The organism is Streptomyces sp. NPDC104381 (genome assembly GCF_055583745.1).
In genome coordinates, this window is sequence record NZ_JBVJNK010000009.1 from 63,540 (window position 1) to 86,148 (window position 22,609).

General features: G+C 72.3%; 20 protein-coding genes and 1 other RNA gene. 10 read left to right on the plus strand and 11 right to left on the minus strand.

Translation table 11 applies throughout. The features are described from left to right. Positions 1-60: 60 nt before the first annotated feature. Genes ACZ607_RS29270 through ACZ607_RS29305 form a run of 8 tightly spaced genes read right to left on the minus strand, consistent with a single transcriptional unit; the run spans position 61 to position 7,783 of the window. Positions 61-1,005, minus strand: a complete 945-nt coding sequence (locus tag ACZ607_RS29270) for a transketolase family protein (RefSeq protein ID WP_469739516.1) — start codon at positions 1,003-1,005, stop codon at positions 61-63. Then, positions 1,002-1,832, minus strand: a complete 831-nt coding sequence (locus ACZ607_RS29275; protein ID WP_469739519.1) for a thiamine pyrophosphate-dependent enzyme — start codon at positions 1,830-1,832, stop codon at positions 1,002-1,004. The genes ACZ607_RS29270 and ACZ607_RS29275 overlap by 4 nt, the downstream gene beginning before the upstream one ends. Further along, positions 1,832-3,685, minus strand: coding sequence for a M20/M25/M40 family metallo-hydrolase (locus ACZ607_RS29280; RefSeq protein ID WP_469739521.1), 1,854 nt, complete (start codon positions 3,683-3,685; stop codon positions 1,832-1,834). The genes ACZ607_RS29275 and ACZ607_RS29280 overlap by 1 nt, the downstream gene beginning before the upstream one ends. Beyond that, positions 3,682-4,758: an N-acetyl-gamma-glutamyl-phosphate reductase gene (gene argC, locus ACZ607_RS29285; RefSeq protein ID WP_469739523.1), complete on the minus strand. Its 1,077-nt coding sequence runs from the start codon at positions 4,756-4,758 to the stop codon at positions 3,682-3,684. The genes ACZ607_RS29280 and argC overlap by 4 nt, the downstream gene beginning before the upstream one ends. Further along, complete coding sequence (locus tag ACZ607_RS29290) at positions 4,751-6,070, minus strand: DegT/DnrJ/EryC1/StrS family aminotransferase (protein ID WP_469739527.1); 1,320 nt, start codon at positions 6,068-6,070, stop codon at positions 4,751-4,753. The genes argC and ACZ607_RS29290 overlap by 8 nt, the downstream gene beginning before the upstream one ends. After that, positions 6,067-6,696, minus strand: coding sequence for a DegT/DnrJ/EryC1/StrS family aminotransferase (locus ACZ607_RS29295; protein WP_469739529.1), 630 nt, complete (start codon positions 6,694-6,696; stop codon positions 6,067-6,069). The genes ACZ607_RS29290 and ACZ607_RS29295 overlap by 4 nt, the downstream gene beginning before the upstream one ends. A 20-nt stretch (positions 6,697-6,716) precedes the next feature. Next, complete coding sequence (locus tag ACZ607_RS29300) at positions 6,717-7,598, minus strand: RimK family alpha-L-glutamate ligase (RefSeq protein ID WP_469739533.1); 882 nt, start codon at positions 7,596-7,598, stop codon at positions 6,717-6,719. Next, complete coding sequence (locus ACZ607_RS29305) at positions 7,595-7,783, minus strand: lysine biosynthesis protein LysW (RefSeq protein WP_469739535.1); 189 nt, start codon at positions 7,781-7,783, stop codon at positions 7,595-7,597. The genes ACZ607_RS29300 and ACZ607_RS29305 overlap by 4 nt, the downstream gene beginning before the upstream one ends. A 230-nt stretch (positions 7,784-8,013) precedes the next feature. Between ACZ607_RS29305 and ACZ607_RS29310 the strand changes: the two genes are divergently transcribed. Continuing rightward, positions 8,014-8,940 carry a beta/alpha barrel domain-containing protein gene (locus ACZ607_RS29310; RefSeq protein ID WP_469739537.1) on the plus strand — a complete coding sequence of 309 codons (927 nt, stop codon included), beginning with the start codon at positions 8,014-8,016 and terminating at the stop codon, positions 8,938-8,940. Positions 8,941-9,062: 122 nt separating this feature from the next. Further along, positions 9,063-11,012, plus strand: a complete 1,950-nt coding sequence (locus ACZ607_RS29315) for a helix-turn-helix domain-containing protein (protein ID WP_469739539.1) — start codon at positions 9,063-9,065, stop codon at positions 11,010-11,012. Here ACZ607_RS29315 and ACZ607_RS29320 read toward each other — a convergent pair. Further along, entirely contained in the window at positions 10,988-12,286 is a 1,299-nt protein-coding gene (locus ACZ607_RS29320; protein WP_469739541.1) for an IS701 family transposase, read from the minus strand. The two genes, ACZ607_RS29315 and ACZ607_RS29320, sit on opposite strands and share 25 nt — an antisense overlap. Before the next feature lie 311 nt (positions 12,287-12,597). Here ACZ607_RS29320 and ACZ607_RS29325 point away from each other — a divergent pair, with 311 nt between their 5' ends. Both ACZ607_RS29325 and ACZ607_RS29330 read left to right on the plus strand, forming a co-directional pair. Further along, positions 12,598-14,133, plus strand: a complete 1,536-nt coding sequence (locus ACZ607_RS29325; RefSeq protein ID WP_469739543.1) for an Orn/Lys/Arg family decarboxylase — start codon at positions 12,598-12,600, stop codon at positions 14,131-14,133. 4 nt (positions 14,134-14,137) lie between these two features. Then, positions 14,138-15,700, plus strand: coding sequence for a class I adenylate-forming enzyme family protein (locus ACZ607_RS29330; protein WP_469739545.1), 1,563 nt, complete (start codon positions 14,138-14,140; stop codon positions 15,698-15,700). 45 nt (positions 15,701-15,745) lie between these two features. Here ACZ607_RS29330 and ACZ607_RS29335 read toward each other — a convergent pair whose 3' ends face one another. Continuing rightward, positions 15,746-15,937, minus strand: a complete 192-nt coding sequence (locus ACZ607_RS29335; RefSeq protein WP_099172928.1) for a hypothetical protein — start codon at positions 15,935-15,937, stop codon at positions 15,746-15,748. Between the two features lie 258 nt (positions 15,938-16,195). Between ACZ607_RS29335 and ftsE the strand changes: the two genes are divergently transcribed. The 5 genes from ftsE (at position 16,196) to ssrA (ending at position 20,106) form a co-directional block, all read left to right on the plus strand. Further along, complete coding sequence (gene ftsE, locus ACZ607_RS29340) at positions 16,196-16,885, plus strand: cell division ATP-binding protein FtsE (RefSeq protein ID WP_014046319.1); 690 nt, start codon at positions 16,196-16,198, stop codon at positions 16,883-16,885. Between the two features lie 23 nt (positions 16,886-16,908). After that, positions 16,909-17,826 carry a permease-like cell division protein FtsX gene (gene ftsX, locus ACZ607_RS29345; RefSeq protein WP_099172926.1) on the plus strand — a complete coding sequence of 306 codons (918 nt, stop codon included), beginning with the start codon at positions 16,909-16,911 and terminating at the stop codon, positions 17,824-17,826. A gap of 68 nt (positions 17,827-17,894) precedes the next feature. Beyond that, positions 17,895-19,082, plus strand: coding sequence for a S41 family peptidase (locus ACZ607_RS29350; protein ID WP_469739548.1), 1,188 nt, complete (start codon positions 17,895-17,897; stop codon positions 19,080-19,082). A gap of 18 nt (positions 19,083-19,100) precedes the next feature. Next, positions 19,101-19,589, plus strand: a complete 489-nt coding sequence (gene smpB, locus ACZ607_RS29355; protein ID WP_469739550.1) for an SsrA-binding protein SmpB — start codon at positions 19,101-19,103, stop codon at positions 19,587-19,589. Between the two features lie 130 nt (positions 19,590-19,719). Beyond that, positions 19,720-20,106, plus strand: a transfer-messenger RNA (tmRNA) gene (ssrA, locus tag ACZ607_RS29360). Positions 20,107-20,176: 70 nt separating this feature from the next. Here the strand turns inward: ssrA and ACZ607_RS29365 are convergent. Then, positions 20,177-21,388, minus strand: a complete 1,212-nt coding sequence (locus ACZ607_RS29365; protein ID WP_469739552.1) for an MFS transporter — start codon at positions 21,386-21,388, stop codon at positions 20,177-20,179. 83 nt (positions 21,389-21,471) lie between these two features. Here ACZ607_RS29365 and ACZ607_RS29370 point away from each other — a divergent pair, with 83 nt between their 5' ends. Then, positions 21,472-22,443: a LysR family transcriptional regulator gene (locus ACZ607_RS29370; RefSeq protein WP_469739554.1), complete on the plus strand. Its 972-nt coding sequence runs from the start codon at positions 21,472-21,474 to the stop codon at positions 22,441-22,443. Positions 22,444-22,609 lie beyond the last annotated feature (166 nt).

The window sequence follows — 22,609 nt, forward strand, 5'->3', positions numbered from 1 at the left end:
AGGGAGTTCGAGGGAGTTCGGCGGAGTTCGGAGAGGGTCCGGAGAGGGTTCGGAGGTGGTTCAGGGGGTGCGCGGACGGGACGCGGCGGAGAGGACGGCCGGCAGGTCGAAGCCGAGCCGGGCCATCACCTCGTGGTGGTCGCCCCCCTCGGCCGGCCAGGCGTGGCCCGCGTTCACGCCCACCACCTCGCACCGGGGCATCAGCAGGGCCAGCGCCTCGGCGACGCCGCCCTCCCGGCGGTGTTCCTCGACGACCACGAACCTGCTGTGTCTCCCGGCCAGTTCGGCGGCCGCCCGGGCCAGGTGGTCGTGGTCCAGGTACACGAGGTGGGCGTGGTCGAGTCCCGGGTCCCGCTCCCGTGCCTCCAGCGCGAGGCGGGTGCCCTCCTCGCCCACGGAGACCAGACAGGGCCCGTCGGCGTCCGCACCGGCGGAGTCCCAGGCGACCGGCGGCAGTTTGCCGTCCTGGCCGGGCAGGGAGGTGTACGCCGCGTTGCGCCCGGTACGGATGTAGTACGGCTTCCCGGACCGGGCCGCGGCGCGGACGACCGCCCGCATCTCGGCCTCGCCGTACGGTGCCGCGATGGTCACTCCGGGCACGCTGCGCAGGACGGCCAGGTCCTCCAGACAGTGGTGCGTCGTCCCGAACCAGGCCCCGGAGACACCGGCGTACGGTGCGACGACGGTGACCCCCGCGTTCAGATAGCCCAGCGTCAGCTTGAGGCTCTCCGCCGCCCTGAGCGCCGCGAACGGCGCGAAGGTGGAGAGGAACGGCCGGTAGCCGCCCACCGCGAGCCCGGCGGCCATGTCCACCATGGCGCCCTCGGCGATGCCCAGGTTGAAGAACCGGTCCGGGTGGGCCCGTTGGAAGGGGTGGTTCTTACCGCCGAGGTCCGCCTCCAGGCAGAGCACCCGGGGGTCCTCCCCGGCGATCCGGGTGAGCTCGTCGCGGTAGGCGTCCCGGCCCGCGAGGGCCGGCCGGGCCTCCGTGATCGTCGCCGTCATCGGATCGCTCGCTTCCACTTGGCGGCGCGGGCCGCGTCGATGGTGACGTAGTGGGAGGCGGCCTTGCCCTCCACGGCGGGCACGCCCTTGCCCTTGACCGTGTCGGCGACGACCGCGAGGGGCCGGGTGGCCTCCGTACGGTCGCCGGACAGCACGGCGGTGAGGGCGGTGAGGTCGTGTCCGTCCACCTCGGCCGTCTCGAATCCGAAGGCGGCGAAGCGTGCGGCGAGCTCCGGCAGCGGCGAGACGTCCGCGACCATGCCGTCGTTCTGGCCGCCGTTGCGGTCGACGACCAGCACGAAGTTGCCCAGCCGCTGGGCGGCGGCGACCTGGCAGGTCTCCCAGACGAGCCCCTCCTGGAGCTCGCCGTCCCCGGTCACGGCGATGCCGAGGCCCGGCTGACCGCCGAGCCTGCGGGAGAGGGCCCAGCCGGCCGCGTACGGCACACCGTGGCCGAGGCTCCCGGTCGGGAAGCGCACCCCGGGGACCTTGGGGCCCGGGTGGCCGGTGTACGGGTGACCGGCCATGCCGTACAGCGGGGCCGGGTTCTCGGGCAGCACGCCGTTCACGTACAGCGCCGCGTACAGGCCGGCGGCCGCGTGGCCCTTGCTGAGGACCACCTCGGTGCCGTCACCGGAGGAGGCCCGGTGCAGCGACGCGATGAGGATGTCCAGTACGGACAGGCTGCCGCCGAGGTGGCAGCCGCGCGGGCTCGCCGCCATGTCGACGACCAGCCTGCGGGCCTCCCGCGCCCGCTCGGCCAGCAGGTCCCGCTCGGTGGCGGGGGCGCTGTCGACCGGCTCCAGGACATCGGTCAGCACGGTCATCATCGGCTCCCTTCGGGCAGGGCGAACCAGCGGGCCACCGCGTCGGCCAGGAGCGACCGCGCGGCGCGGTACTCCTCGGCGCCGATGCGCTCCTCGTCGGTGTGGTCGAGCGCGGAGTCGCCGGGGCCGTAGGCGACCATCGGCACCCCGCGCCAGGTGGTGGCGAGGGTGTTCATGTCGGAGGTGCCCTTCTTGACCACGAACCTCGGCCGGACGCCGGCCTGCCCGAAGGCACGGCTGAACACCTTCGCCAGGGAGCTCGTACGGCCCCCGCTGTGCCCGGGCGTGGCACGCTCCACCGCGATCTCCACGGTGTCGCTCCCGTGGGACAGGGCGGCGGCGCGCAGGGCTTCGAGATCGGCTCCCGGCGGTACCCGGAAGTTGAGGATGCCGACGGCGCGGTGGCGTTCGCGGCCCGTCTCGCAGCGGACGTCGATGAGGGCGCTCAGGGCGTCCGGCGCCCGGTCCAGGACAGAGGCCCTGATGGACGCGACGGCCGCGGTCAGCGCGTCCGGCGCGGACACGGCGTCCATGCCGGCGGAGTGACCGCTGTCGACCCACGCGGTGACCCGGAGCTTGAACAGGCCGTAGTAGCCGAGCGTCAGCTTGTCGCTGCCGCTGGGCTCGCCGATGACGACGGCGTCGGCCGGATAGTGGTCGCGGGCGTGGAAGGCGCCCTTCGAGGAGGAGATCTCCTCCTCGACCGCGCCCACCACCCGCAGCGAGCCGTCGGCGGGGACGTCGGCCGTGGCCAGCACCTCCAGGAAGGCCGCCAGGCTGCCCTTGGCGTCCACGCTGCCCCGGCCGTGCAGTTCGCCCTCGCGCCACTCGGCGGGCCAGTGGTGCGGCACGGTGTCCAGATGGCCCATCAGCAGCAGGGAGCGGTCCCCGGTGCCCCGGGTCGCCACCAGGTTCCCGGCGGCGTCGATCTTGGCGTCGATCCCGCGTTCGGCGCACCAGTCGGCCAGGTAGGCGGCCAGCTCGTGCTCGTCCCCGGAGACCGAGGGCACCCCGACCGTGCGGCCGAGCAGCTCCAGGTCCGCGTCCGGGGCGGTGCCGCGCCAGAACCGGGTCCAGCCGGCCGGCTCGGCCAGCGTGTGCGGGCCGGTGATGGCGATGTCGGCGCTGCCGCCCTCCAGCGCCATCTCGGCGGCCCGTACCTTCTGCCGCATCCTGCCGCCCGCGTACCGGGCCGCCTCGCCCTGGTGGGCGTGGGGCAGCGTCGACGCCGGGTCCGAGGGGTCGGTGAGCAGCCCCGCGGTGCCCGTGACCAGGCGCAGATGGTCGGCGCCCAGGGCGTTGGACAGGGCCGCGGCCAGCACGTCGGCGTCCACGTTCAGCGGGGCGCCGCCGTCCCGGTCACGCACCGGGGCGGAGAGGCACACCACGTCGTACGCCTCCAGCAGGGCCAGCAGCCGGGCGGTGTCGGCCTCCACCGGTACGCCGGCCCGGTGGTCGCGGACGACGCGGGTGCGGCCCTCGGGGCTCACGGTCTTCAGCGGCCGGTTGGCGCGGCCGGTGACCAGGCCGCCGCGTGCGGCGACCGCGGTGAACACGTCGAGGCCGAAGGCGCGCAGCCCGTCCTCGACGCCGGGCAGGGTGACCCGCTCGTAGGCGTCGACCAGGTGGGTCATCTCCTCGGGCGGGCAGTAGCGCACCGAGTCGCCGTTGGCGAGCCGGAGTTCGGGCATCGGGCGGCCGAGGGCGGCGTAGTGCTGCTCGATGCCGACCGCGCCGCCCGCGACCAGCAGCAGCCGGGCGCCGCGGGCGACGAGGGCCGCCAGTTCGGTGTGGATGGTGCCGCGGTCGAGGGTGGCGCTGCCGACCTTGACCACGTACAGGGGGCGGGTCACGGCGCCACCGCCGCACAGCTCAGCCCGGTCCACTCGGTGTAGCCGAGGGCCAGGTTCATCGCCTGCACGGCCTGGCCGGCCGCGCCCTTGATGAGGTTGTCGATGGCGGCGATGGACACGCACTGGTTCCCGTCGACGGAGACCGCGACCTCGGCGATGTTCGAGCCGACGACGGCCTTGAGCATCGGGAAGTCCTGCGGCGCCTTCGGCGAGGGCCGCACCCGCACGAACGCCTTGCCCGTGTACGCCCTGGCGTAGGCGCGCTTGACGTCGAGCGGGCTGACGCCGTCCTTGAGCCGGCTGTACGCCGAGATCAGGATGCCGCGCGGCACGTCCAGGCTGTGCGTGGAGAAGCGCAGCTCGGGCGCCGAACCGGTGAAGTGCGTCAACGCCTGGGTGATCTCCGGCAGATGGCGGTGCCCGTGCAGCTTGTGCACCCGGAAGTTCCCGGAGCGCTCCGCCGGCTGCTCGGAGCCGCCCCGGCCGCCGCCGGTGGAGCCGGTCTTCGCGTCGACCACGACATCCGGTTCGACGAGGCCGTCGGCGAAGAGCGGGTACAGGGCGTAGACCGTCGCGACGGCCATGCAGCCGGGCAGGTTGATGAACCTGCCCTCCGGCAGGGACTCCGACAGGTCCGGTACGAAGTACTGGAAGTCGTCGGCCGGCGGATGGGCCACCGACGCCGGGTAGTGCTTCGCCCGCTCCTGCGGATTGTCCAGCCGGAAGTCCCCGGCCAGGTTGAGGACGTACTTCGCGCGGTCCGCGATCTGCGGCAGCCGCTCGGGCAGCGCGCCGGTGGGCAGGCACGTGATCGCCACGTCGACCTCGCCCAGCTGGTCCAGCGGACGCAGCTTGATGCCGGTGAGCCGGGGGTGGTTGCGCAGCCACGGGTGGACGGCGCCCACCTGCTTGCCCGCCGCGCGCTCGGCGGAGAGGAACGCGAGTTCCACATGGGGGTGGTTGAGGAGCAGCCGGATGACCTCGCCGCCGGTGTAGCCGCTCGCGCCGATGACGGCGACGCGGATCTTCCGGTCGGTGGAGGGCGGATTCTGGAGTGTCGTCTGCTCAGCCAAGGCGGGCCGCCTTCTCGTAGGGACGGCGGTAGTCGCCGGCCTCGACGAGCTTGCGGACGGCGTCCGGGCGCCGGGCGACCTTGGTGAAGGCGTCCGCGTAGCGCAGGGCCCTCTCGTACTCGACCGGCGAGCGCAGCTCACGGCAGAGGACCAGGGTCGAGTCGAGCATGGCGAGGGTCGCCGGGAAGTCCTCGGGCCTGTGGTCGCGTACCGCGCCCGGGTTGAGCGTGAACGGGTAGCCGTTGCCGAAGCCCGCGCGGTGCACGAACGGAAGGTGGCAGGGGATCGGGGTGTTCTGCCACTCCCGCGCCGGTACGCCCTCGGCGACGAGCAGCTCGTGCACGGCCTCCTTGACCGCCCACACCGGGAGGTCGTCGAGGCCGACGGCCTCGGGCACCAGGGTGATCCGGTACATGTTGTAGGCGTGGACGTGGCCCTCGGGGACGTACGGCGCCCGGAAGAGCCCGGTGGAGTTCAGCGTGTCCGCGATCAGGCGCGAGTTGCGGGCCCGGATCTCGTCGTAGTACGGCAGACGCTCCAGCTGGCTGTGGCCGAACGCGGCGGCGACCCACGACATCTCGTAGTCGATGCCGTTGCGCAGGGTGTACTCGGCCGCACGGCTGTGGGCCTCCTCGGTGGCGAAGAAGGCGATGCCGCCCTCGCCGCCGAGCGGGAAGTTCTTGTCGGCCATCAGGCTCTGGCCGGCGGCGTCGCCGAACGAACCGGCGACACGGTCACCGATGCGGGCCGAGTGGGCGTGCGAGGCGTCCTCGACGAGCGCGATGCCGTGCTTGTCGGCCAGGGCGCGCAGCGCGGGCACATCGGCCGGCAGGCCGTGCACGTGCACCGGCATGATGGCCCGGGTCCGGTCCGTGACCGCGGCCGCGGCGGCCGCGGGGTCCATGCAGTACGTCCGGGGGTCGATGTCGACGAACACCGGGATCGCGTGGGCGGCGACGACGGCCTGGGCGGTGGCGATGAAGGTGAACGCCGGGACGATGACCTCGTCCCCGGGCCGCACCCCGGCGCCGACGAGGGCCAGGTGCAGGCTCGACGTGCCGCTCGCGGTGGGCAGCGCGTACGCGGCGCCCACGTAGGAGCGGTAGGCCTCGGCGAAGTCGGCGACGACCTTCTCGGGTGCCCTCCGCTGGGAGAGCATCAGGTTGAAGACGTCCTCCTTGGTGATGACCGGGAAGAGCGTGCGGCGCAGCTCCTTGGGGATCAGCGCCTCGCCGCCGAGGGCGGCCAGCTCCGAGGCGACCTCCTCGGCGGAGGGCAGCGGGAGCGGGGCGGACGGGAAGTCGGTGATCATGACGGGGCTCCGGTGGTGAGGGGACGTACGGCCTGGCTGAGGGCCATACGGGCACAGGCCGCTACGAGCGGGCTCAGCCGGTAGTTGAACTGCACGCCGGGGATCAGGTCCGTCTCGGACTCCTCCTGGGTCCACATCGTGCGCAGGTCGTACGCGCCGAAGATCTTGAGCCGCTCGGCGCGCGCCCAGACGGTGCGGTCGTCGGTCAGTACGGCGGCGGCGGGGCCGAAGCCGAGTCCGGTGAGGTCGACGACCAGGGCCGGTGCCCGCGAGGCCCGTGCCTGCTCGTCGAGCAGATGGGCCCGGCCGGCGTCCAGCGCGATGTGCTCGAAGGCGGCCGGACCCGGCTCGTCCGCCACTTCGACGCCGAGCCAGGCCAGGAACGCGGCGTCCTTGGGGGACAGCTCCGGCGCGCTGACGGTGTCTCCGTGCCCGATGCCCTGACCGGCGAGCGCCGCGTGCAGGGCGGCGCTGCGGCTGTTGACGAGCACCGCGTGGGCGCGCCCCGTCCGCTTGGTCAGCAGGCGTTCCAGGCCGGGCAGTTCGCGGTCGCTCTTCTCGATGCTCATGACCACACCGGAGGTCATCACCCGGGTGAGCACGGTGGCTGTGTCGAACAGTTCCATGAGATCTGTCTTCCTTCGTGTCACGCGGCCGCGGGGAGCGTGGTGTCGCTGCACAACTCCGCTATGTACGCGGCCAGATGGCCTGCCACATTCACGCCGTGGACGGCGGACGAACGGGCGAAGTCGGGATTCGCGTTCACTTCGAGGACCAGGAGCTCGCCGGTGGCGAGGTCCTCGATGAGGTCGATTCCGTAGAAGCCCTCGCCCAGGGCGTCGACGACCTGGGCACAGAGCTTCTCGATCGGGCCGGTGATCTCCAGGCGTTCGATCCGCGCGCCCAGATGGGTGTTGGTCCGCCAGTTGTCCGAGACCCGCTGGATGGCGACGACAGGGGTGCGCCCCACCACCACGACCCGCAGGTCGTGGCCCGGCTTGTCGATGTACTGCTGCACCAGGACGGGGAACAGCTTGCCGCCGGCGTCCGCCGACTCGCGGCCGCCGACCCACGCCTCCAGCGAGTCGTCGTCGGTGACCTTGGTGACTCCGCGCCCCCAGGAACCGCTGACCGGCTTGATGACGGCCGGCAGCCCGAGCTCCGCCACGGTCCTGCGCACCTGGTCGTAGCTGAAGGTGTGACGGGACACCGGGTGCGGGATGCCGTGCCGGGCGAACAGCAGGGCCTGAAGGCCCTTGTCGTTGCAGGTCTCGATGGCGGACGCGCGGTTCAGGGCGGTGACGCCGGTGAACTCCAGCCGGCGGGCGACCCCGACCGCCTCGCGGTGGGACAGATTGCGGACCACGGCGAAGGCGGGCGGGGGCGTCACCCCCGACACCACCTCGGCGAGGTCCTCCGCCAGCAGCGGCCGGACGTTCAGTCCCTCGTCGCGCAGTGCGTTGAGGAGGAGCTTCTCGTCCGGCCGCAGCATGGTGACCGAGAGCAGTACCTCGGGGGCGTCGGTCACTCGCCCCAGTCCTCTTCGACCTCGGGGGCCAGAGCGACACGTACGGCGGCGTCACTCTTCTCGACGACCTCGTGCTCCTGGCCGCAGGCACCGCACTCGGTGATCTCGCCCCGCTCCCAGTCGTCCTGGATCTCGAAGTCCGTGTCGCACACGAGGCACTGCGGTACGGAAATGGTTGCAGGCATTGCGGTCCTCTCGTCTCGTCGGGCACCGGACCGGTGACCGCAACGAACATCCCGTCCCCGTGGCGGGGCGGCAAAGGGCGACGGGGAATTCCGTCAACTGCCCGGGAATAAGTCACCTGTGCGCCGTGGGACTGACGGAGAACGGCGGACCTGACCGAGGAACGGGGGACCTGACGGAGAAGCCCCGGGCCGCTGTCGCGGGTGTGCGGGCTCCTCTAATCTCGGCTCCCATGATCAGCCCCTTGGCAGCCGCGCTGTTGCGGCAACTGGCCGCCGAAGGCGTGGCCGGATGGCTGGCGGAAGACGCTTCGGCACCCTTCGCACCCGCCCGGCTCCGCCGGCTCGCGGCCGACGGGAACTTCAGCGGCCTGCGCTCCACCGCGGGGTCCGCCGACGCCGTACGCGAGGCATGCGACGCGCTCCTGTGGGTGTACGAGGCGGGCGACGGCGACGCGGGACTGGTGTCCGCCGCCCTGGACCGGGACGCGGGACGCGCGGTGGACCGGCCCAATCTGCTCGTACGCATCAGCCCCGACGGCCCCGGCCTCCGTGCCGTCACCGCGACGGTGGCCGCAGGGCAGGGCGTCGACGTGTCGCCCGTCCGCACCCTGGCCGGCTGTGTCGCGGCCATGGACGCGTACTTCAGCGGGCTGGAGCTGGCGCTCGCCGCCGGGCTGAGCCTGGGCCGGGTCGCCGCCGTCATCTCGGTGCCGGTGGGCGAGATCGACGCCGAGGTCGACGCCCGGCTGACCCGGCTGGACTCCCCGGAGGCCCTGCGGCACCGGGGCACGGCGGCCCTGGCGGTGGCCAGGCTGGCGTTCCGGGTGCGTGAGGAGCGCCTCGGCGGGGAGTGGTGGCGGGTGCTCCGCGCCGCCGGAGCGCGGCCACCGCGCCTCCTGTGGACCGCGCCCCTGCCGCACCAGCTGACCGCGCTGGTGGGCTGGGGGACCGGGCAGGCGGTGTCCCTGGAGCGGCTGGAGGCGGCCGTCGTCCACGGGCCGCCGAACGGCGACACGCTGCTGAAGGCCGAGGAGGCGGGGCACGCCGCCCTGGCCGCGCTCGACGGTGTGGGCATCGACATGGCGGAGGTGTTCCGGACCGCCGGCGGCACATGCCAGGAGGGCAGGGGCCGGATCCGGCCACACGACCGGTTCTGACCAGCGGCTTCGCGCCACCCCTTGGTTGACCGATTCCGCTCGCAGGTTTTAGGTTCGCGGAGGGACGTTCGCGGTCCTACGGCCCGGAGACCCCGGGCCGGCCCTGGGGGAGGGAACGAACGGTGTCGAGCGAGGACCACTCAGTACGTGACGCCCTGTTCGGCCTGTTCGAGTTACTGGCGACGGAGGCACCCCCGGAGCGCTTCGAGGAAGTGATCCGCGGCGCCCTGCCCGACCGCGCCGACCCCGAGTCCGCCGCCCTGCTCGACCGCGCCAGAGGCCTCGCCCTCGACATCCACAGCCTCTTCGCCCGCCGCCACCAGCGCGAGGCGGGACTCGCCGCCCTGGTCGACACCGCGAGGGAACTGACCCTGCCCTACGAGCTGGACGTGCTCCTGAAGGTCGTCACCCGCCGCGCCCGGCGGCTGCTCAACCTCGACATGTCCTGGATCAGCTTCCACGATCCGGCCGAGGACTGTTCGTACGTCCGGGCCGCCGACGGCCACGCCTCGGCGATCACGGTCGGCTTCCGGATCGCCGAGTCCGGTGGCCCCGGCAGCCGTTCCGGCACCCTGGCCGCCCCCTTCTGGTCCCCGGACTTCCCCGGCGACGACCGCTTCCCGCACACCGGCGCGATCGACGGCGTGGTGCGCGCCGAGGGGCTGCGGGCCCTGATGGCGGTGCCGCTGCACGACGGGAACCACGTCTTCGGATCGCTGTACGTCGCCGACCGCAAGGTGCGCCACTTCGCGCCCGACGAGATCACCCAGATGTCCTCGCTCGGCGACCTGGTCTCCGTGGCCATCAAGAAGGCCCGGCTGCTCGACCGGGCCAGGGACGAGATATCGGAGCTGGAGCTCGACTCCTCGCGGGCCATGGACTTCTTCTCGGCGGCGCGCCATCTGCGCGAGACGCAGAGCCGGCTGATCGACCTCGTCCTGCGCGGACGGGACCTGCACGAGCTGACCTCCGTCGCGGCCGGGGCGCTCGACGGCGTCCTGCTCGTCCGCGACGTGGCCGGGCGTGAGCTGGCGGGCGCGGGCGAGGTCCCCGGCCTCGACGAGGGCGAGCTGCTCAGGACGGTGCTCGACGCCCACACCGAGCGGGCCCCGGTCAGGTCGGCCGAGGGCCTGTGGTGCTGTCCGGCCTCGGCGGGCGACGAGATCCTCGCCACGCTGGTGTTCGTGCCGAGGGACGCGTCCTCCGACATCACCGCCCAGCTGCTGCGGATCGTCGCCCAGGCCACCGCGGTCCTCCTCCAGGTGCAGCGCAGCGCGGCCGCCGCCGAGGGGCAGCTGCGCGACCAGCTCTTCCACGAGCTGCTCAGCTCCTCGCAGTACACCCCCGCGCAGCTCGCCGAGCGGGCCCGCAGGCTCGCCGTGGACCTGACGGAGCCCCATGTCGCCGTGGTGGCACGCCCGGAGGGCGGCGCGCAGGGCAAGGCGGTCGTGTGGGCGTCCTCGTACGCCCACCGGCTCTCCGGGCTGAAGACCACCGACGGCGGCTGCATCGTGCTGCTGCTGCCCGGCACCGACCCGGGAGCGGCGGCGCGCAGGGTCTCGCGTGAGCTGTCCTCGGTGCTCGGCCACCCGGTGACGGCCGGCGCCGCCGGGCCCATCACCAGTGCCGGGTCGATCGTCCCCACGTACCAGGAGGCGAGGCGCTGCCTGGACGCGCTGACCGCGCTGGGCGGCGACGGGGCCACCGCGTCGCCGCAGGAGCTGGGCTTCCTCGGCATGCTGCTGTCCGAGCGCCCGGACACCGTCGCCTTCATCACCTTCACCATCGGGCCCGTCCTGGACTACGACAGCCAGCAGTGCACCGAGCTGGTGCGCACCCTGGAGGCCTACTTCGCCTCGGGGAACAGCCCCACGCGGGCGGCCGAGAGCCTGCATGTGCACCCCAACACCGTCTCGCGCCGGCTGGAGCGGATCACCGACCTCCTGGGTGCGGGCTGGCAGGAGCCGGTGCGCGCCCTGGAGGTCCAGCTCGCCCTGCGGCTGCACCGCGCCCGGCACACGCTCCTCAAGGGCGGCGCCGAGCTGCCTCAGGCCGAGGCACCCGCGACATAGGGGGTGGTCAGGCGCTGCGGCCGGGCGGTGCGGAGCTGGACCGGCACGGGGTGGACGGAGGGGACCAGCGCGGGCCAGGGCCCGCGCGTGGTGTTCTCGCCCCAGCCCGTCCCGCCCAGCAGCGCCGCCGCGTGGGCGACCGAGGCCAGGGTGATGTGCCGGTGCCAGCCGCGGAAGGAGCGGCCCTCGAAGTCCCGCAGCCCCACCCGCTCCCCGACCTCGGTGAAGTCCCGCGAGACCCGGCGGGCGAGCCTGCTCATCCGCAGCAGCGCGGGCACCGGGGCCTGCGTCATGTCGGTGAGCAGCAGTTCCCCCGCCGGCCGCAGCGGGTCGTTCCACACCCCGAGCAGCAGCATGCTGCGCTGTCCCCGGCCCGGCGCGTCGGGCCGGCCCAACGGGGCCCGCCGGCCGAACACCACCCGCACGGCGACGACCAGCGCGCTCGACCCGCCCCAGCGGACGGGGTGGCGCAGCCCCTTGACCGCCTCGACGATCTGCTGGGCGGACACCGGCCCCGCGCCGTAACCGGGAAGGGCCGGATCGGCCACCGCCAGCCGGCTCGACGGCCCGATCCGCGCGAGTACGGGAACCCCCGCGTCCCCGAACTCCCGCATCAGCATGGGCAGGTCGTGCCCGCCGGCGTTCAGCAGCAGCGGCCTGGGCGGTACCGGCCAGCGGTCCATCGTCTCCCGGACCGTCGCCACCGCGCACTCGTCCCGCGACTCCGCGACGGTCTCCGCGGGGATGTCCGCGCGCCGCCGCCTCGAGGTGTCCTGCAACCAGCACTCCGGCAGGTGCAGCCGCCAGTTGACGGGGACGCTCATCTCCTCCGAGGCGAACCACAGGCCGTACGCCCGCTGGCCCGGGGCCTCCCCGGTCGCCGGGGATCCGGCCGCCACCCCCACCGACTGGTCACCCGCCTTGGGTATGGACATCTGCTGCAACACCCAGGCCTGCGGCGGGACGGTCCGCTGCACATAGCAGGCCAGCGCCTCCCGGACCGGCGCCCAGTCCCAGGTGGAGCTGGAGATGAAGTGCTGCAGACTCTGCTCGGCGGCCGAACCGCCCACGAGGGAGGCGACGTTACGCATGGTCTTGCGCCCGCCCACCGTCAGCAGCCCGCGCAGGTACTGCTCCCCCTTCGCGCGCTGGTCCCTCCTTCGCAGCGACGCGGAGAACACCGCGCCGGCGAGCTCGGAGACCACATCGGACGGCCCGGCGCCGTCCGGGAAATCGGCGAACACATCCTTGGTCTGATTCAGGGCTCCACTCATACGCCAACGGTGGCCCCGGCAGGGGCCGTGGGGCGAGGTGCGCCGGGCACCAGATCGCTCCCGGCGATGGTGGTCCGGCCACCACGGGGCCGCGTCACCCGGGTCCCGAACTCCCCTGACGCGGCGGTGCGCGGTGTGGCCGGGCCACCGTCCGTACCCCCGGAGGTGACGGATCAAGTGACGGAACACCTGACGAAGTCACCCGCAACTGACGGGGCCCGGCGGAGTCCCTGTCGCCCACGGGCGCGGGGTGCGGAGAGTGGGCCCACGACACCCTCACGGGTGTTCCCTCACCACCTGGAGCCCACGCCATGCCTGAAGCCGGCAGCGCCACCGCTGTACGTCCGGGGCCCGGGGCCCTGCCCGCCTCGGCGAGCGGTGCGCCGCTCGCCGAGGCGGTGCTCTCCGTGGCCCGCCGGGACATCGCCTCGTTCCACGCCCTCCCCCTGTCCCACGGCGGGTCCATCCGGAACTCGAAGATCCGTGATGTCTACGAAGCGCTGTTCGGGCAGGCGCAGCTCGCCTCGGAGGTGTCGTACAGCGGCACGATGCTCGACTCGTTCTTCCGCCCGCGCGGGCCGCTGAGGGCGGCCCAGCAGCTCGCGGCGGCGAGCTTCGGCGCCGACTCCACGACCTTCCTGTCGGCCGGCACCAGCACCGCCAACCGGGTCGCCCTCGGCGCCCTGGTGCCACGCGGCGGCCGGGTGCTCGCCGACCGCAGCTGCCACCAGTCCGTGCACTTCGCGCTCGGCGACATGAACGCCACGACGGAGTACGCGCCGATGCGCCGCTGCTGCGCCTCGTGCCCCCGGACCTTCGCCGATCTGCGGCAGCTGCTCGACATGTTCGCCCTCGCCGTCGCCGAGGGCGTGCCGTACGACACGGTGGTGCTGTCCGCGGTCTCCTACGACGGCGTCCGCTACGACATGCCGGCCCTGCTCGCCGCGCTGGCCGAACTGCACCCCGGGGTGTCCGTCCTGGTCGACGAGGCCTGGGGAGCCGTCCACCGCTTCCACCCCCGGCTCCAGCCGCTGACCGCCCTGGAGGCGGTGCGCGGACTGCGCGCGACCGACCCGGGGCTGCCCATGACGGTCGCGGTCACCCACTCCGCGCACAAGTCCATGTCGGCGCTGCGCCAGGGCTCGTACCTGCATCTGATGGGTGACGGCGAGATGCAGGAGTCCATCGCACAGGCGCTGTTCCAGCACCACACCACCTCGCCGTCCTGGCCGGTGCTGGCCAGCCTCGACCTGGCCAGGCTCCAGGCCGAGGCGGAGGGCGAGGCCCTCCTGGACCGCTCCCTGAACCTGGCCCGGACCCTGCGCGAGGAGATCCGCACGGACCCCCGGCTCTCGGCGTACCGCACGCTCGGACCCGACGGGCACCTGAGCGATCCCGGCCTGCTGGTCCACGACGACCCCACCCGTGTCCTGGTGGACATCGGCGCCCTGGGCATCACCGCCGCGGAGTTCCGCCGCATCCTCTTCGACGAGTACGCCCTGTACGTCGCGCGGGAGAGCGGGGACGCGGTCGTCTTCCACGTCCACATCGGTGTCGACGAGGGGATCCTGCTGCGGCTGCTCGACGCCCTGCGTATCGTCCAGCGCACCTACCGGGCGACCACGGAGGCACTGGCGGGGGACGTCGCCGAACACTTCATCATCGCCTACCCGCCGGGCATCCCGATCACCGTGCCCGGCGAGAGGCTCTCGGAGCGGACCCGCGGCGAGCTCGACGCGCTGCGCACCAGCGGCGTCGAGATCTACACGCTGCGCCAAGGACGTACGGCCGCGGTCTCTCCCGCCGGCGGGACGACGGACACCGCTGCCCCGGTGGATACGGAGTGAACAGATGCTCAAACTCGCGGACATCCGCAGGAACGCCGCCCGGCGCCCGGACGGCACAGCGATCGTCGACGGCCCGACCCGCCTGACCTGGCGGGAGTTCGAGGACCGTACGGCCCGGGTGGCGGCCGGACTGCACGCGCTCCTGCCCCCCGAACGCCCGGCCCGGGCGGCGTTCCTCGCCGGGAACAGCTGGCAGCTGGTCGTCGTCATGGCCGCCTGCGCGAGCCTGGGCGTCCCCTGCGTCGGCCTCGACCACACGGCGACCCCGGAGGCGACGGCGCACGCCCTGGCGCAACTGCGGCCCACCGTGCTGATCAGCACCGCCGCGTGCCGGCCCCTCCTGGAGCGTGCCGGGGTGCCCGACGGCGGTGACGGCGTGCTCGCCGTCCACCTGGACGGCACCACCGGGGACGCCCCCACCTACGCGTCCCTCGCGGCCACCGGACCGCGCGAAGTGGAGCCGGTGGACCAGCCGTTCGCGACGTACTGCTTCACCTCGGGCACCAGCGGCCGGCCCAAGATGGTGATCCGCAACTTCTCGTTCGAGGAGCGCCGACTCACCACCCTGGTACGCCAGTTCGACTTCGGCCCGGACGACGTGCACCTGGTGACGGTCCCGCTGTACCACTCCTCGGGGCCCGGCTGGGCGCGGGTCTTCCTGGCCCGCGGCGGCCGGATCGTCCTCAGCCCGGAGGGCGACGGGGCGGAGCTGGCCCGGCTGATCCGGACCGAAGGCGTCACCACCACCCTGATGGTCCCGCCGGTGCTCGCCTCACTGGTCTCGCACCCCGACTCGCAGGGGCTGGCCGGCACCTCCCGGCTGCGCTTCGTGCTCTCCGGCGGCCGGCAGCTCAACCGGTGGCTGATCGCCACGGCCTGGGAGCGTCTCGGGCCGGTGCTGCACCTGTACTACGGCACGACCGAGACCGGGGTGAACACCCTGATCACCCCGGACGAGCTGCACACCGCACCCGGCAGGGCGGGGAGCGCCTGGGAGGGCAGCACCCTCGCGGTCGTCGACGCGCGGGGACACCTGCTCCCGCCGGGCGTGCGCGGCCGGGTCGCCATCGCGAGCTACCAGCTCATGGACGACTACGCGGCCGAACTCCCCGTCTTCCTGGACCTCGACCCGGGCGACGGCGAAGGGCCCCGGCGCTTCCTGCTCACGGGCGACAGCGGCGTCCTCGACGAACAGGGTCACCTCGAACTCACCGGTCGCACGGACGGCGTCTCCAAGGTGGACGAGACCGCCCCGCTGGACGTGAACGTCTTCGGCCTGGAGTACGACCTGATCGACCTCCCCTGCGTACGGGACACGGTCGTCCTCCGTGTCGACCTGCCCACGCTCGGTGACGCACTGGTGGTGCCCCTGGTCCCGGTCTCCCCGGAGCGGGAACCGGGGGCGCTCAGGGCCGTGCGGGCCGCCTGCGCCGGCCGGGTGCCCTGCCTGCCGGCCCATGTCCTGCCGGTGGCGTCGATCCCGTACAGCCCGACGGGCAAGGTGCGGGCGGGCGAACTGCTCGACGCGGTGCTCCCGCGGGTGCTCGCGGGGGAGGGGGAGGCGTAACGGCGCCGGGACAGCAGGGCGTGGTGACCGGTGGTGATCCCCCGGTCACACGGCCTGGTGCACGAGCAGGGCCAGGGCGGCCGTCAGGATCACCATGAGGGCGATCAGCATCGCCGGATTCAGCCCCGCGAACGGACCCTCCTCCTGCATGCGCTCCCGGCTCGCCCGGCAGACGCGGCAACGACCCTCGCTCACGGGAGCCGCGCAGTTCGCGCACACCAGTCGGTCGTAGGTCATGCGCATTCCTCCTCCCGCGCGGCGGAGCCGCATTCACTTTCTCTCCGCACAACGCTCCGGGAAACCCAACCGTTCCCCCTTCCACTCTGCCAGGTCGCGGGGCATTCGGCGCGCCCCGACGGGCAAGGTCCGGCACGCCCCGGTTCGTACGCCGTCGCGTTCCGTTACATAACGCCCATTACTGGACGCCGACTGCACGCGTCAGCCGGGTTCGCGTATGGTCACGCTCACCTACCCCCGGCCGACCGTGGTGCATCCGTGATCCGATTCGACAACGTCTCCAAGACCTACCCGAAGCAGAGCCGCCCAGCTCTCCGGGACGTCTCACTCGACATCGAGAAGGGCGAGTTCGTCTTCCTGGTGGGCTCCTCCGGCTCCGGCAAGTCGACCTTCATGCGGCTCATCCTCCGGGAGGAGCGCGCCAGCCAGGGCATGGTCCATGTGCTCGGCAAGGACCTGGCCCGGCTGTCCAACTGGAAGGTGCCGCAGATGCGCCGCCAGCTGGGCACGGTCTTCCAGGACTTCCGCCTCCTCCCCAACAAGACCGTCGCCGAGAACGTGGCCTTCGCGCAGGAGGTCATCGGCAAGCCGCGCGGCGAGATCCGCAAGGCCGTGCCGCAGGTCCTCGACCTCGTGGGACTCGGGGGCAAGGAGGACCGGATGCCCGGTGAGCTCTCCGGTGGTGAGCAGCAACGTGTCGCCATCGCGCGGGCGTTCGTCAACCGCCCCATGCTGCTCATCGCGGACGAGCCGACCGGCAACCTCGACCCGCAGACCTCCGTGGGCATCATGAAGCTGCTGGACCGGATCAACCGGACCGGCACCACCGTGATCATGGCGACCCACGACCAGAACATCGTCGACCAGATGCGCAAGCGCGTCATCGAGCTCGAGCAGGGCCGTCTCGTCCGTGACCAGGCGCGTGGCGTCTACGGCTACCAGCACTGAGCTTCGAGTACTGAAAGGACGCCATGCGCGCCCAGTTCGTCCTGTCGGAGATCGGCGTCGGTCTTCGTCGTAACCTCACGATGACCTTCGCGGTCGTGGTCTCCGTCGCCCTGTCGCTCGCCCTGTTCGGCGGGGCGCTGTTGATGCGCGAGCAGGTCAGCTCGATGAAGACCTACTGGTACGACAAGGTCAACGTCTCGATCTTCCTCTGCAACAAGAACGACGCCAAGGACGTGCCCAAGTGCGCCAAGGGTGCCGTCACGGCGGAGCAGAAGAAGGAGATCGAGGCCGATCTCAAGAAGATGGACGCCGTCGAGACCGTCCAGTTCGAGACGGTCGACGAGGCGTACAAGCACTACCAGGAGCAGTTCGGCGACTCGCCGATGGCCGGCAACATCACGCCGGACCAGATGCAGGAGTCGTTCCGCGTCAAGCTCGACGACCCGCAGAAGTACAAGGTGGTCGCGACGGCCTTCGCCGGCCGTGACGGGGTGCAGTCCGTCCAGGACCAGCGCAGCATCCTGGACAACCTCTTCGGGCTGATGAACGGCATGAACGTGGCCGCGATCTTCCTGATGGGGCTGATGCTGGTCATCGCGCTGATGCTCATCGTGAACACCGTCCGCGTCTCGGCGTTCAGCCGGAGACGGGAGACGGGCATCATGCGGCTGGTGGGGGCCTCCGGCTTCTACATCCAGATGCCGTTCATCATGGAGGCCGCGTTCGCCGGTCTGATCGGCGGACTGCTCGCCTGCGTGATCCTGATAGCGGCGCGCTACTTCCTGATCGACGGCGGACTCGCGCTCCAGGAGAAGCTGAACCTGATCGACTTCATCGGCTGGGAGGCGGTCCTGACGAAGCTCCCGCTGGTCCTCGCGATCGGTCTGCTGATGCCCGCCGTTGCCGCTCTCTTCGCATTGCGCAAGTACCTCAAGGTGTGACGAGCGCCCCGTCCCGCTTACGGCCAACGAACCGTGTGCGGACGGGGCGTTGTCCTACACTCGGCCACATGCCGGGCCTTACGTACCATTTGAAACCCCGCGGTATCTGCCGCGGGGCGGCCCTGACGTTGGTGTTCGCGAGCGTGCTGGCCACCGCCGCGGCCACCGGGTCCCTGCCCCGTGAGGACGGGGAGAGCACGGAGATAAAGACCCGTGCGGTGTCCTCCACCGTCGGCTCCGTGGACCGTGAGGAGATCGCCGACGCGGTCGCCGACGCGGAGGCCGACGGCAAGTCCGGCACCGACGCCGCCGAGGAGGTCGTCAGCCGCAGCGGGGACCGCTGGGGTGCGGTCTACGACGAGCGGGAGTACGAGGAGTTCGAGCAGGCCCTCGACGGCTCGTACACCGGGGTGGGGATCGCCGCCCGCCGCTCGGCCCGCGGCGAGGTCACCGTCACCGGGGTCAAGGCCGGCGGACCGGCGGACCGTGCGGGGGTGCGCGAGGGCGACCTGCTGCGCACCGTGGACGGGCGCCCGGTCGAGAAGCGTCCCGTCGCCGAAGTGGTCGCCCTGCTGCGCGGGGACCGGGTGAAGGCGTCGGAGGGCTCCACGGTGGTCCTCGGGCTGAGCCGCGGCCGGCACTCCTGGGTGACGACCCTGCGCAGGGCCCGGCTCGGCACGGACCCGGTGAGCGTCCGGCGGCTCGGCCGGGCCCCGTCGTCGGCCGTGCTGATCAAGGTCGCCGCGTTCACCAAGGGCGCCGGCACAGCCGTCCGCGACGCCGTGGACGAGGTGCCGGGGGACGCCGGGATCCTCCTGGACCTCAGGGCCAACTCCGGGGGCCTGGTCAGCGAGGCCGTCACCGCCTCCTCCGCCTTCCTGGACGGCGGGCTCGTCGCCACGTACGACGTCCACGGCGAGCAGCGCGCCCTCTACGCCGATCCCGGCGGGGACACCGAGCGTCCCGTGGTCGTCCTGGTGGACGGCGGCACGATGAGCGCCGCCGAGCTGCTGACCGGGGCGCTCCAGGACCGGGGGAGGGCCGTGACCGTCGGATCGCGCACCTTCGGCAAGGGATCCGTGCAGCTGCCCAGCAAGCTCCCGGGAGGCTCGGTGGCCGAGCTGACCGTCGGGCACTACCGCACTCCGGCGGGCCGCAGCGTCGAGGGAAGCGGCATCACACCGGACGTCGGGGCGGGTCCTGAGGCCCAGCAGCGGGGCGAGACGGTATTGAGTGGCCTCGGGGGTGGGTCGTAGTGCGAAAATGACCGCACTATGGCCAAGGAAAAAGACACCGGGCGCAAGATGATCGCGCAGAACAAGAAGGCGCGGCACGACTACCACATCATCGACACCTACGAGTGCGGTCTCGTGCTCATGGGTACGGAGGTCAAGTCGCTGAGGATGGGCAGGGCGTCGCTGGTCGACGGCTTCGTCCAGATCGACGACGGGGAGGCGTGGCTGCACAACATCCACGTACCGGAGTACGTGCAGGGCACGTGGACCAACCACGCGGCCAAGCGCAAGCGCAAGCTGCTCCTGCACCGGGCCGAGATCGACAAGCTCCGGTCCAAGTCGCAGGAGACGGGCCACACGATCGTGCCGCTCGCGCTGTACTTCAAGGACAGCCGCGTCAAGGTCGAGATCGCGCTGGCGAAGGGCAAGAAGGAGTACGACAAGCGCCAGACGCTGCGGGAGAAGCAGGACACGCGGGAGACGAACCGCGCGATCGCCGCGGCCCGCCGCCGTCAGCGCAGCGCGTAACCGGGCCTCGCAGCGGACGGGCCCGGGGCCCGCCGCCCCGGGGCGGCGGGAATACGGTGGCATCCGCGTGCGTTGGTCACGTACGATGGGCGTGCACCCCACAGAGGGCGCACGATTGAAAAATCAACATGGGGATGATCGGTTTCGACAGCGGATGTCGAAGCAGGGGAAGCGAGTCGAGGAAGCGGCAATGATCTCGTAAACCATATGTCGCAAAAAATAATCGCCAATTCCAAGCGCGATTCCTCCGCCTTCGCCCTCGCTGCCTAATTAGCAGCTAGCGAAGACTCTGCGGAGTGTCAGCCCGGGAGTGATCCCGACCCGGATCCTGGCATCAACTAGGGATCTAAACTTCTAAGCCCGGCCACGGGGTTTGGAAGGAAATCAAACAGTGGCTGGGCCTGTCGGAGGCTTGTTCGCGTGACCTCCGGGGCCGAGAAAAGCGTAGCGAACTGCACTCGGAGAAGCCCTGGTTCCGCACCGTTGGACGCGGGTTCGATTCCCGCCATCTCCACAATTCCCATGTGAACGAGGACCCCGTTGCCGCTGGCAGCGGGGTCCTCGTTCGTTCGCGTGCCCGTATGCCCTCAGGCTCTGCGCGTGCCCACGGCCGCCACGGCCAGGGCGAGTGCCGCCGCGCACATCGGCGCCGCGTATCCGGTCACCGTCCCGGCGTGCTCCACCGTCCAGCCGCCCGCCGCGGAGCCCGCGGCTATGCCGCCCAGCAGTGCGGTGACGGCGAGCGTCATGCCCTCGTTGAGCTGCGCCGGCGGGGTGAGCCGCTGGACCAGCGTCATGCCGGTGACCATGGTGGGCGCGGTGGCCGCCCCCGCCAGCAGCAGGCAGCCCGCGAGGACGGGCAGCGAGCCGGTGGTGGCCGCGGCGATCAGCGGGAGCGACATCAGTACGGTCATCCCCGTCAGGCAGAGCAGCAGCCTGCGGCCCACGGCCGCCGCCGGGCGCAGCGACCCGTAGAGCAGCCCGGCCACGCAGGAGCCGCCGGCCTGGAGTGCGAGGATGGCGCCCCCGGCGTGCGCGATGGAGACGACCTCCATCGCGCCGAAGACCGCCCCCGTCGCGAGGAAGACGGCGAGCAGCGCGGGGATGCCCGGCGTCCGCAGGGGAGAGGCGGCCGGGGTGCGGGGCGCCACCGGCGGCTCGGTCGCGCGCTGCGCGGCGAAGAGCAGGACGCCGGTCATGAGCAGCACCGCGCCGGTGAGGGTGCCGGCCTCCGGGAAGAGCGCCCCGCACAGGGACGCGGCGAGGACCGGGCCGAGCATGAAGCACAGCTCGTCGGCGGCCTGTTCGAAGGAGTTCGCGGTGTGCAGGGCCGCCGCGTCGCCCCGGTGCAGATGGGCCCAGCGGGCGCGCGACATGCCTCCGGTGTTCGGGGTGGTGGCCGTCGCGGCGTAGGCGGCGAAGAGGGTCCAGACCGGGGCGCCGTAGTGCACGCAGAGGACCAGGGCCAGCGAGCCGAGTGCGGCGATCGCGGTGGCGGGCACCGCGACCCGGGCCTGGCCGTACCGGTCGACGAGACGTGCCGTCCAGGGGGCGACCACGGCGGTCGCGGCCAGTCCGGTCGCGGTCACGGCCCCGGCGAGGGCGTACGAGCCGTGCGCCCCGGCGATCATGATGACGGCGCTGACGCTGAACATCCCCATGGGCAGCCTGGCGAGGAGGTTGCCCGCGGTGAACGCGCGCGCCCCGGGGGTGGCCAGCAGGCGCAGGTACGGATTGGACGGGGCGGGGGAGGAGGGCGGGGTGGGGGCGAGGGCCGGGGCGGCGGTTTCCTGAAGCACGCTTCCACCCTCGGATCGCGCGGCCTGTGGCGTCCAACACCTGATCCGGACCCATTGACGCACCTCTGTTGTAAATTGGGCCCGTGCCCGCACCCGACACCGACCCCCGGCTCCTCCGCGCCTTCGTCGCGGTGGCCGAGGACCTGCACTTCACCCGGGCCGCCGCCCGGCTGTACGTCGCCCAGCAGGCGCTGAGCCGGGACATCCGCCGGCTGGAGCGCGAGCTGGGCCGGGCGCTGTTCGTCCGGACCACCCGGCAGGTGACGCTCACCCCCGACGGCGAACGGCTCCTCCCGCACGCCCGCCGGGTGCTCGACGCGCACGCCGCGCTCCGGGCGGCCTTCGCGGACCCGGCGGACCGCCCGCTGCTCGTCGATCTCAACACCGACGGGATGACGGCGGCCCGGGTGCTGGCCCGGGCCCGCGAACTGGCCCCCGAGTGCGAGCTGATGGCGCGCTTCGAGAGCGGGCTGACCTGGGCGGCGGGCGAGGTGCTCGCCGGGCGGCTCGACGTCTCCTTCGGCCGGGCGGCCGGCCTCGATCCCGCCGTGCTCGCCCAGCTCTCCGTACAGCCGGTGCGGTACGAGCCGATGGCCGTTCTCCTGCCGGCCGGTCATCCCCTGGCCGGGCGCGAGACGGTCGCCCTGAGCGATCTGACCGGCGAAACCGTCTACGCCGGGGCGGGCAATGCGCGCACGCTGGAGTGGACCGACCTGGCGGCCGCGCTCTTCGCGGAGTGGGGCATCGTGCTGGCTCCGCCCGCCCCGCTCGCCGTCGGAGTGGCCGAATTCCAACGGGTCATGGCGAAGACCGGGAACCCGGTGCTGGCCGTCGCCGGCTTTCCGCCCCTGCCGGGGACGGTGCTGCGCCCCCTCGTGCGCCCGGTGCCCCTGTCCCCGCTGCTGATGGTGTGGCGCAAGGGTCTCCACCACCCCGGACTGGCCGCTCTACGTGCCGCGGCCACCGAACTCGCCGGTAAGGAAGGATGGATGGTGCGGCCACCGACCTCATGGCTACCGGAAGCCGATCTGTCACTCATGGGTCACTGTTCATGAACAACAGGTGATACAGCCCTCTCCCGGTCGCCGGCGTGCGCTACATTCGTGGCTTCGGGTGCTCGGTGACGAGTGCGAACGGACGGGTGGGGGCCCGGTCCGATGGCACGATTCCAGTCATTTCCCGCGCACCTGGTTCATTGAGTGGGGGAAGTGCGAACACCTG

Excerpts from the sequence above, each read along its gene's own strand:
- ftsX (WP_099172926.1), top strand. The coding sequence starts at position 16,909 with ATGCGCGCCCAGTTCGTCCTGTCGGAGATCGGCGTCGGTCTTCGTCGT.
- ACZ607_RS29305 (WP_469739535.1), bottom strand. The coding sequence starts at position 7,783 with ATGCCTGCAACCATTTCCGTACCGCAGTGCCTCGTGTGCGACACGGAC.
- ACZ607_RS29330 (WP_469739545.1), top strand. The coding sequence starts at position 14,138 with ATGCTCAAACTCGCGGACATCCGCAGGAACGCCGCCCGGCGCCCGGAC.
- ACZ607_RS29290 (WP_469739527.1), bottom strand. The coding sequence starts at position 6,070 with ATGATCACCGACTTCCCGTCCGCCCCGCTCCCGCTGCCCTCCGCCGAG.
- ACZ607_RS29310 (WP_469739537.1), top strand. The coding sequence starts at position 8,014 with ATGATCAGCCCCTTGGCAGCCGCGCTGTTGCGGCAACTGGCCGCCGAA.
- ACZ607_RS29270 (WP_469739516.1), bottom strand. The coding sequence starts at position 1,005 with ATGACGGCGACGATCACGGAGGCCCGGCCGGCCCTCGCGGGCCGGGAC.
- ACZ607_RS29275 (WP_469739519.1), bottom strand. The coding sequence starts at position 1,832 with ATGACCGTGCTGACCGATGTCCTGGAGCCGGTCGACAGCGCCCCCGCC.
- ACZ607_RS29325 (WP_469739543.1), top strand. The coding sequence starts at position 12,598 with ATGCCTGAAGCCGGCAGCGCCACCGCTGTACGTCCGGGGCCCGGGGCC.
- ACZ607_RS29320 (WP_469739541.1), bottom strand. The coding sequence starts at position 12,286 with ATGAGTGGAGCCCTGAATCAGACCAAGGATGTGTTCGCCGATTTCCCG.
- ACZ607_RS29335 (WP_099172928.1), bottom strand. The coding sequence starts at position 15,937 with ATGACCTACGACCGACTGGTGTGCGCGAACTGCGCGGCTCCCGTGAGC.
- ACZ607_RS29295 (WP_469739529.1), bottom strand. The coding sequence starts at position 6,696 with ATGGAACTGTTCGACACAGCCACCGTGCTCACCCGGGTGATGACCTCC.
- ACZ607_RS29350 (WP_469739548.1), top strand. The coding sequence starts at position 17,895 with ATGCCGGGCCTTACGTACCATTTGAAACCCCGCGGTATCTGCCGCGGG.
- smpB (WP_469739550.1), top strand. The coding sequence starts at position 19,101 with ATGGCCAAGGAAAAAGACACCGGGCGCAAGATGATCGCGCAGAACAAG.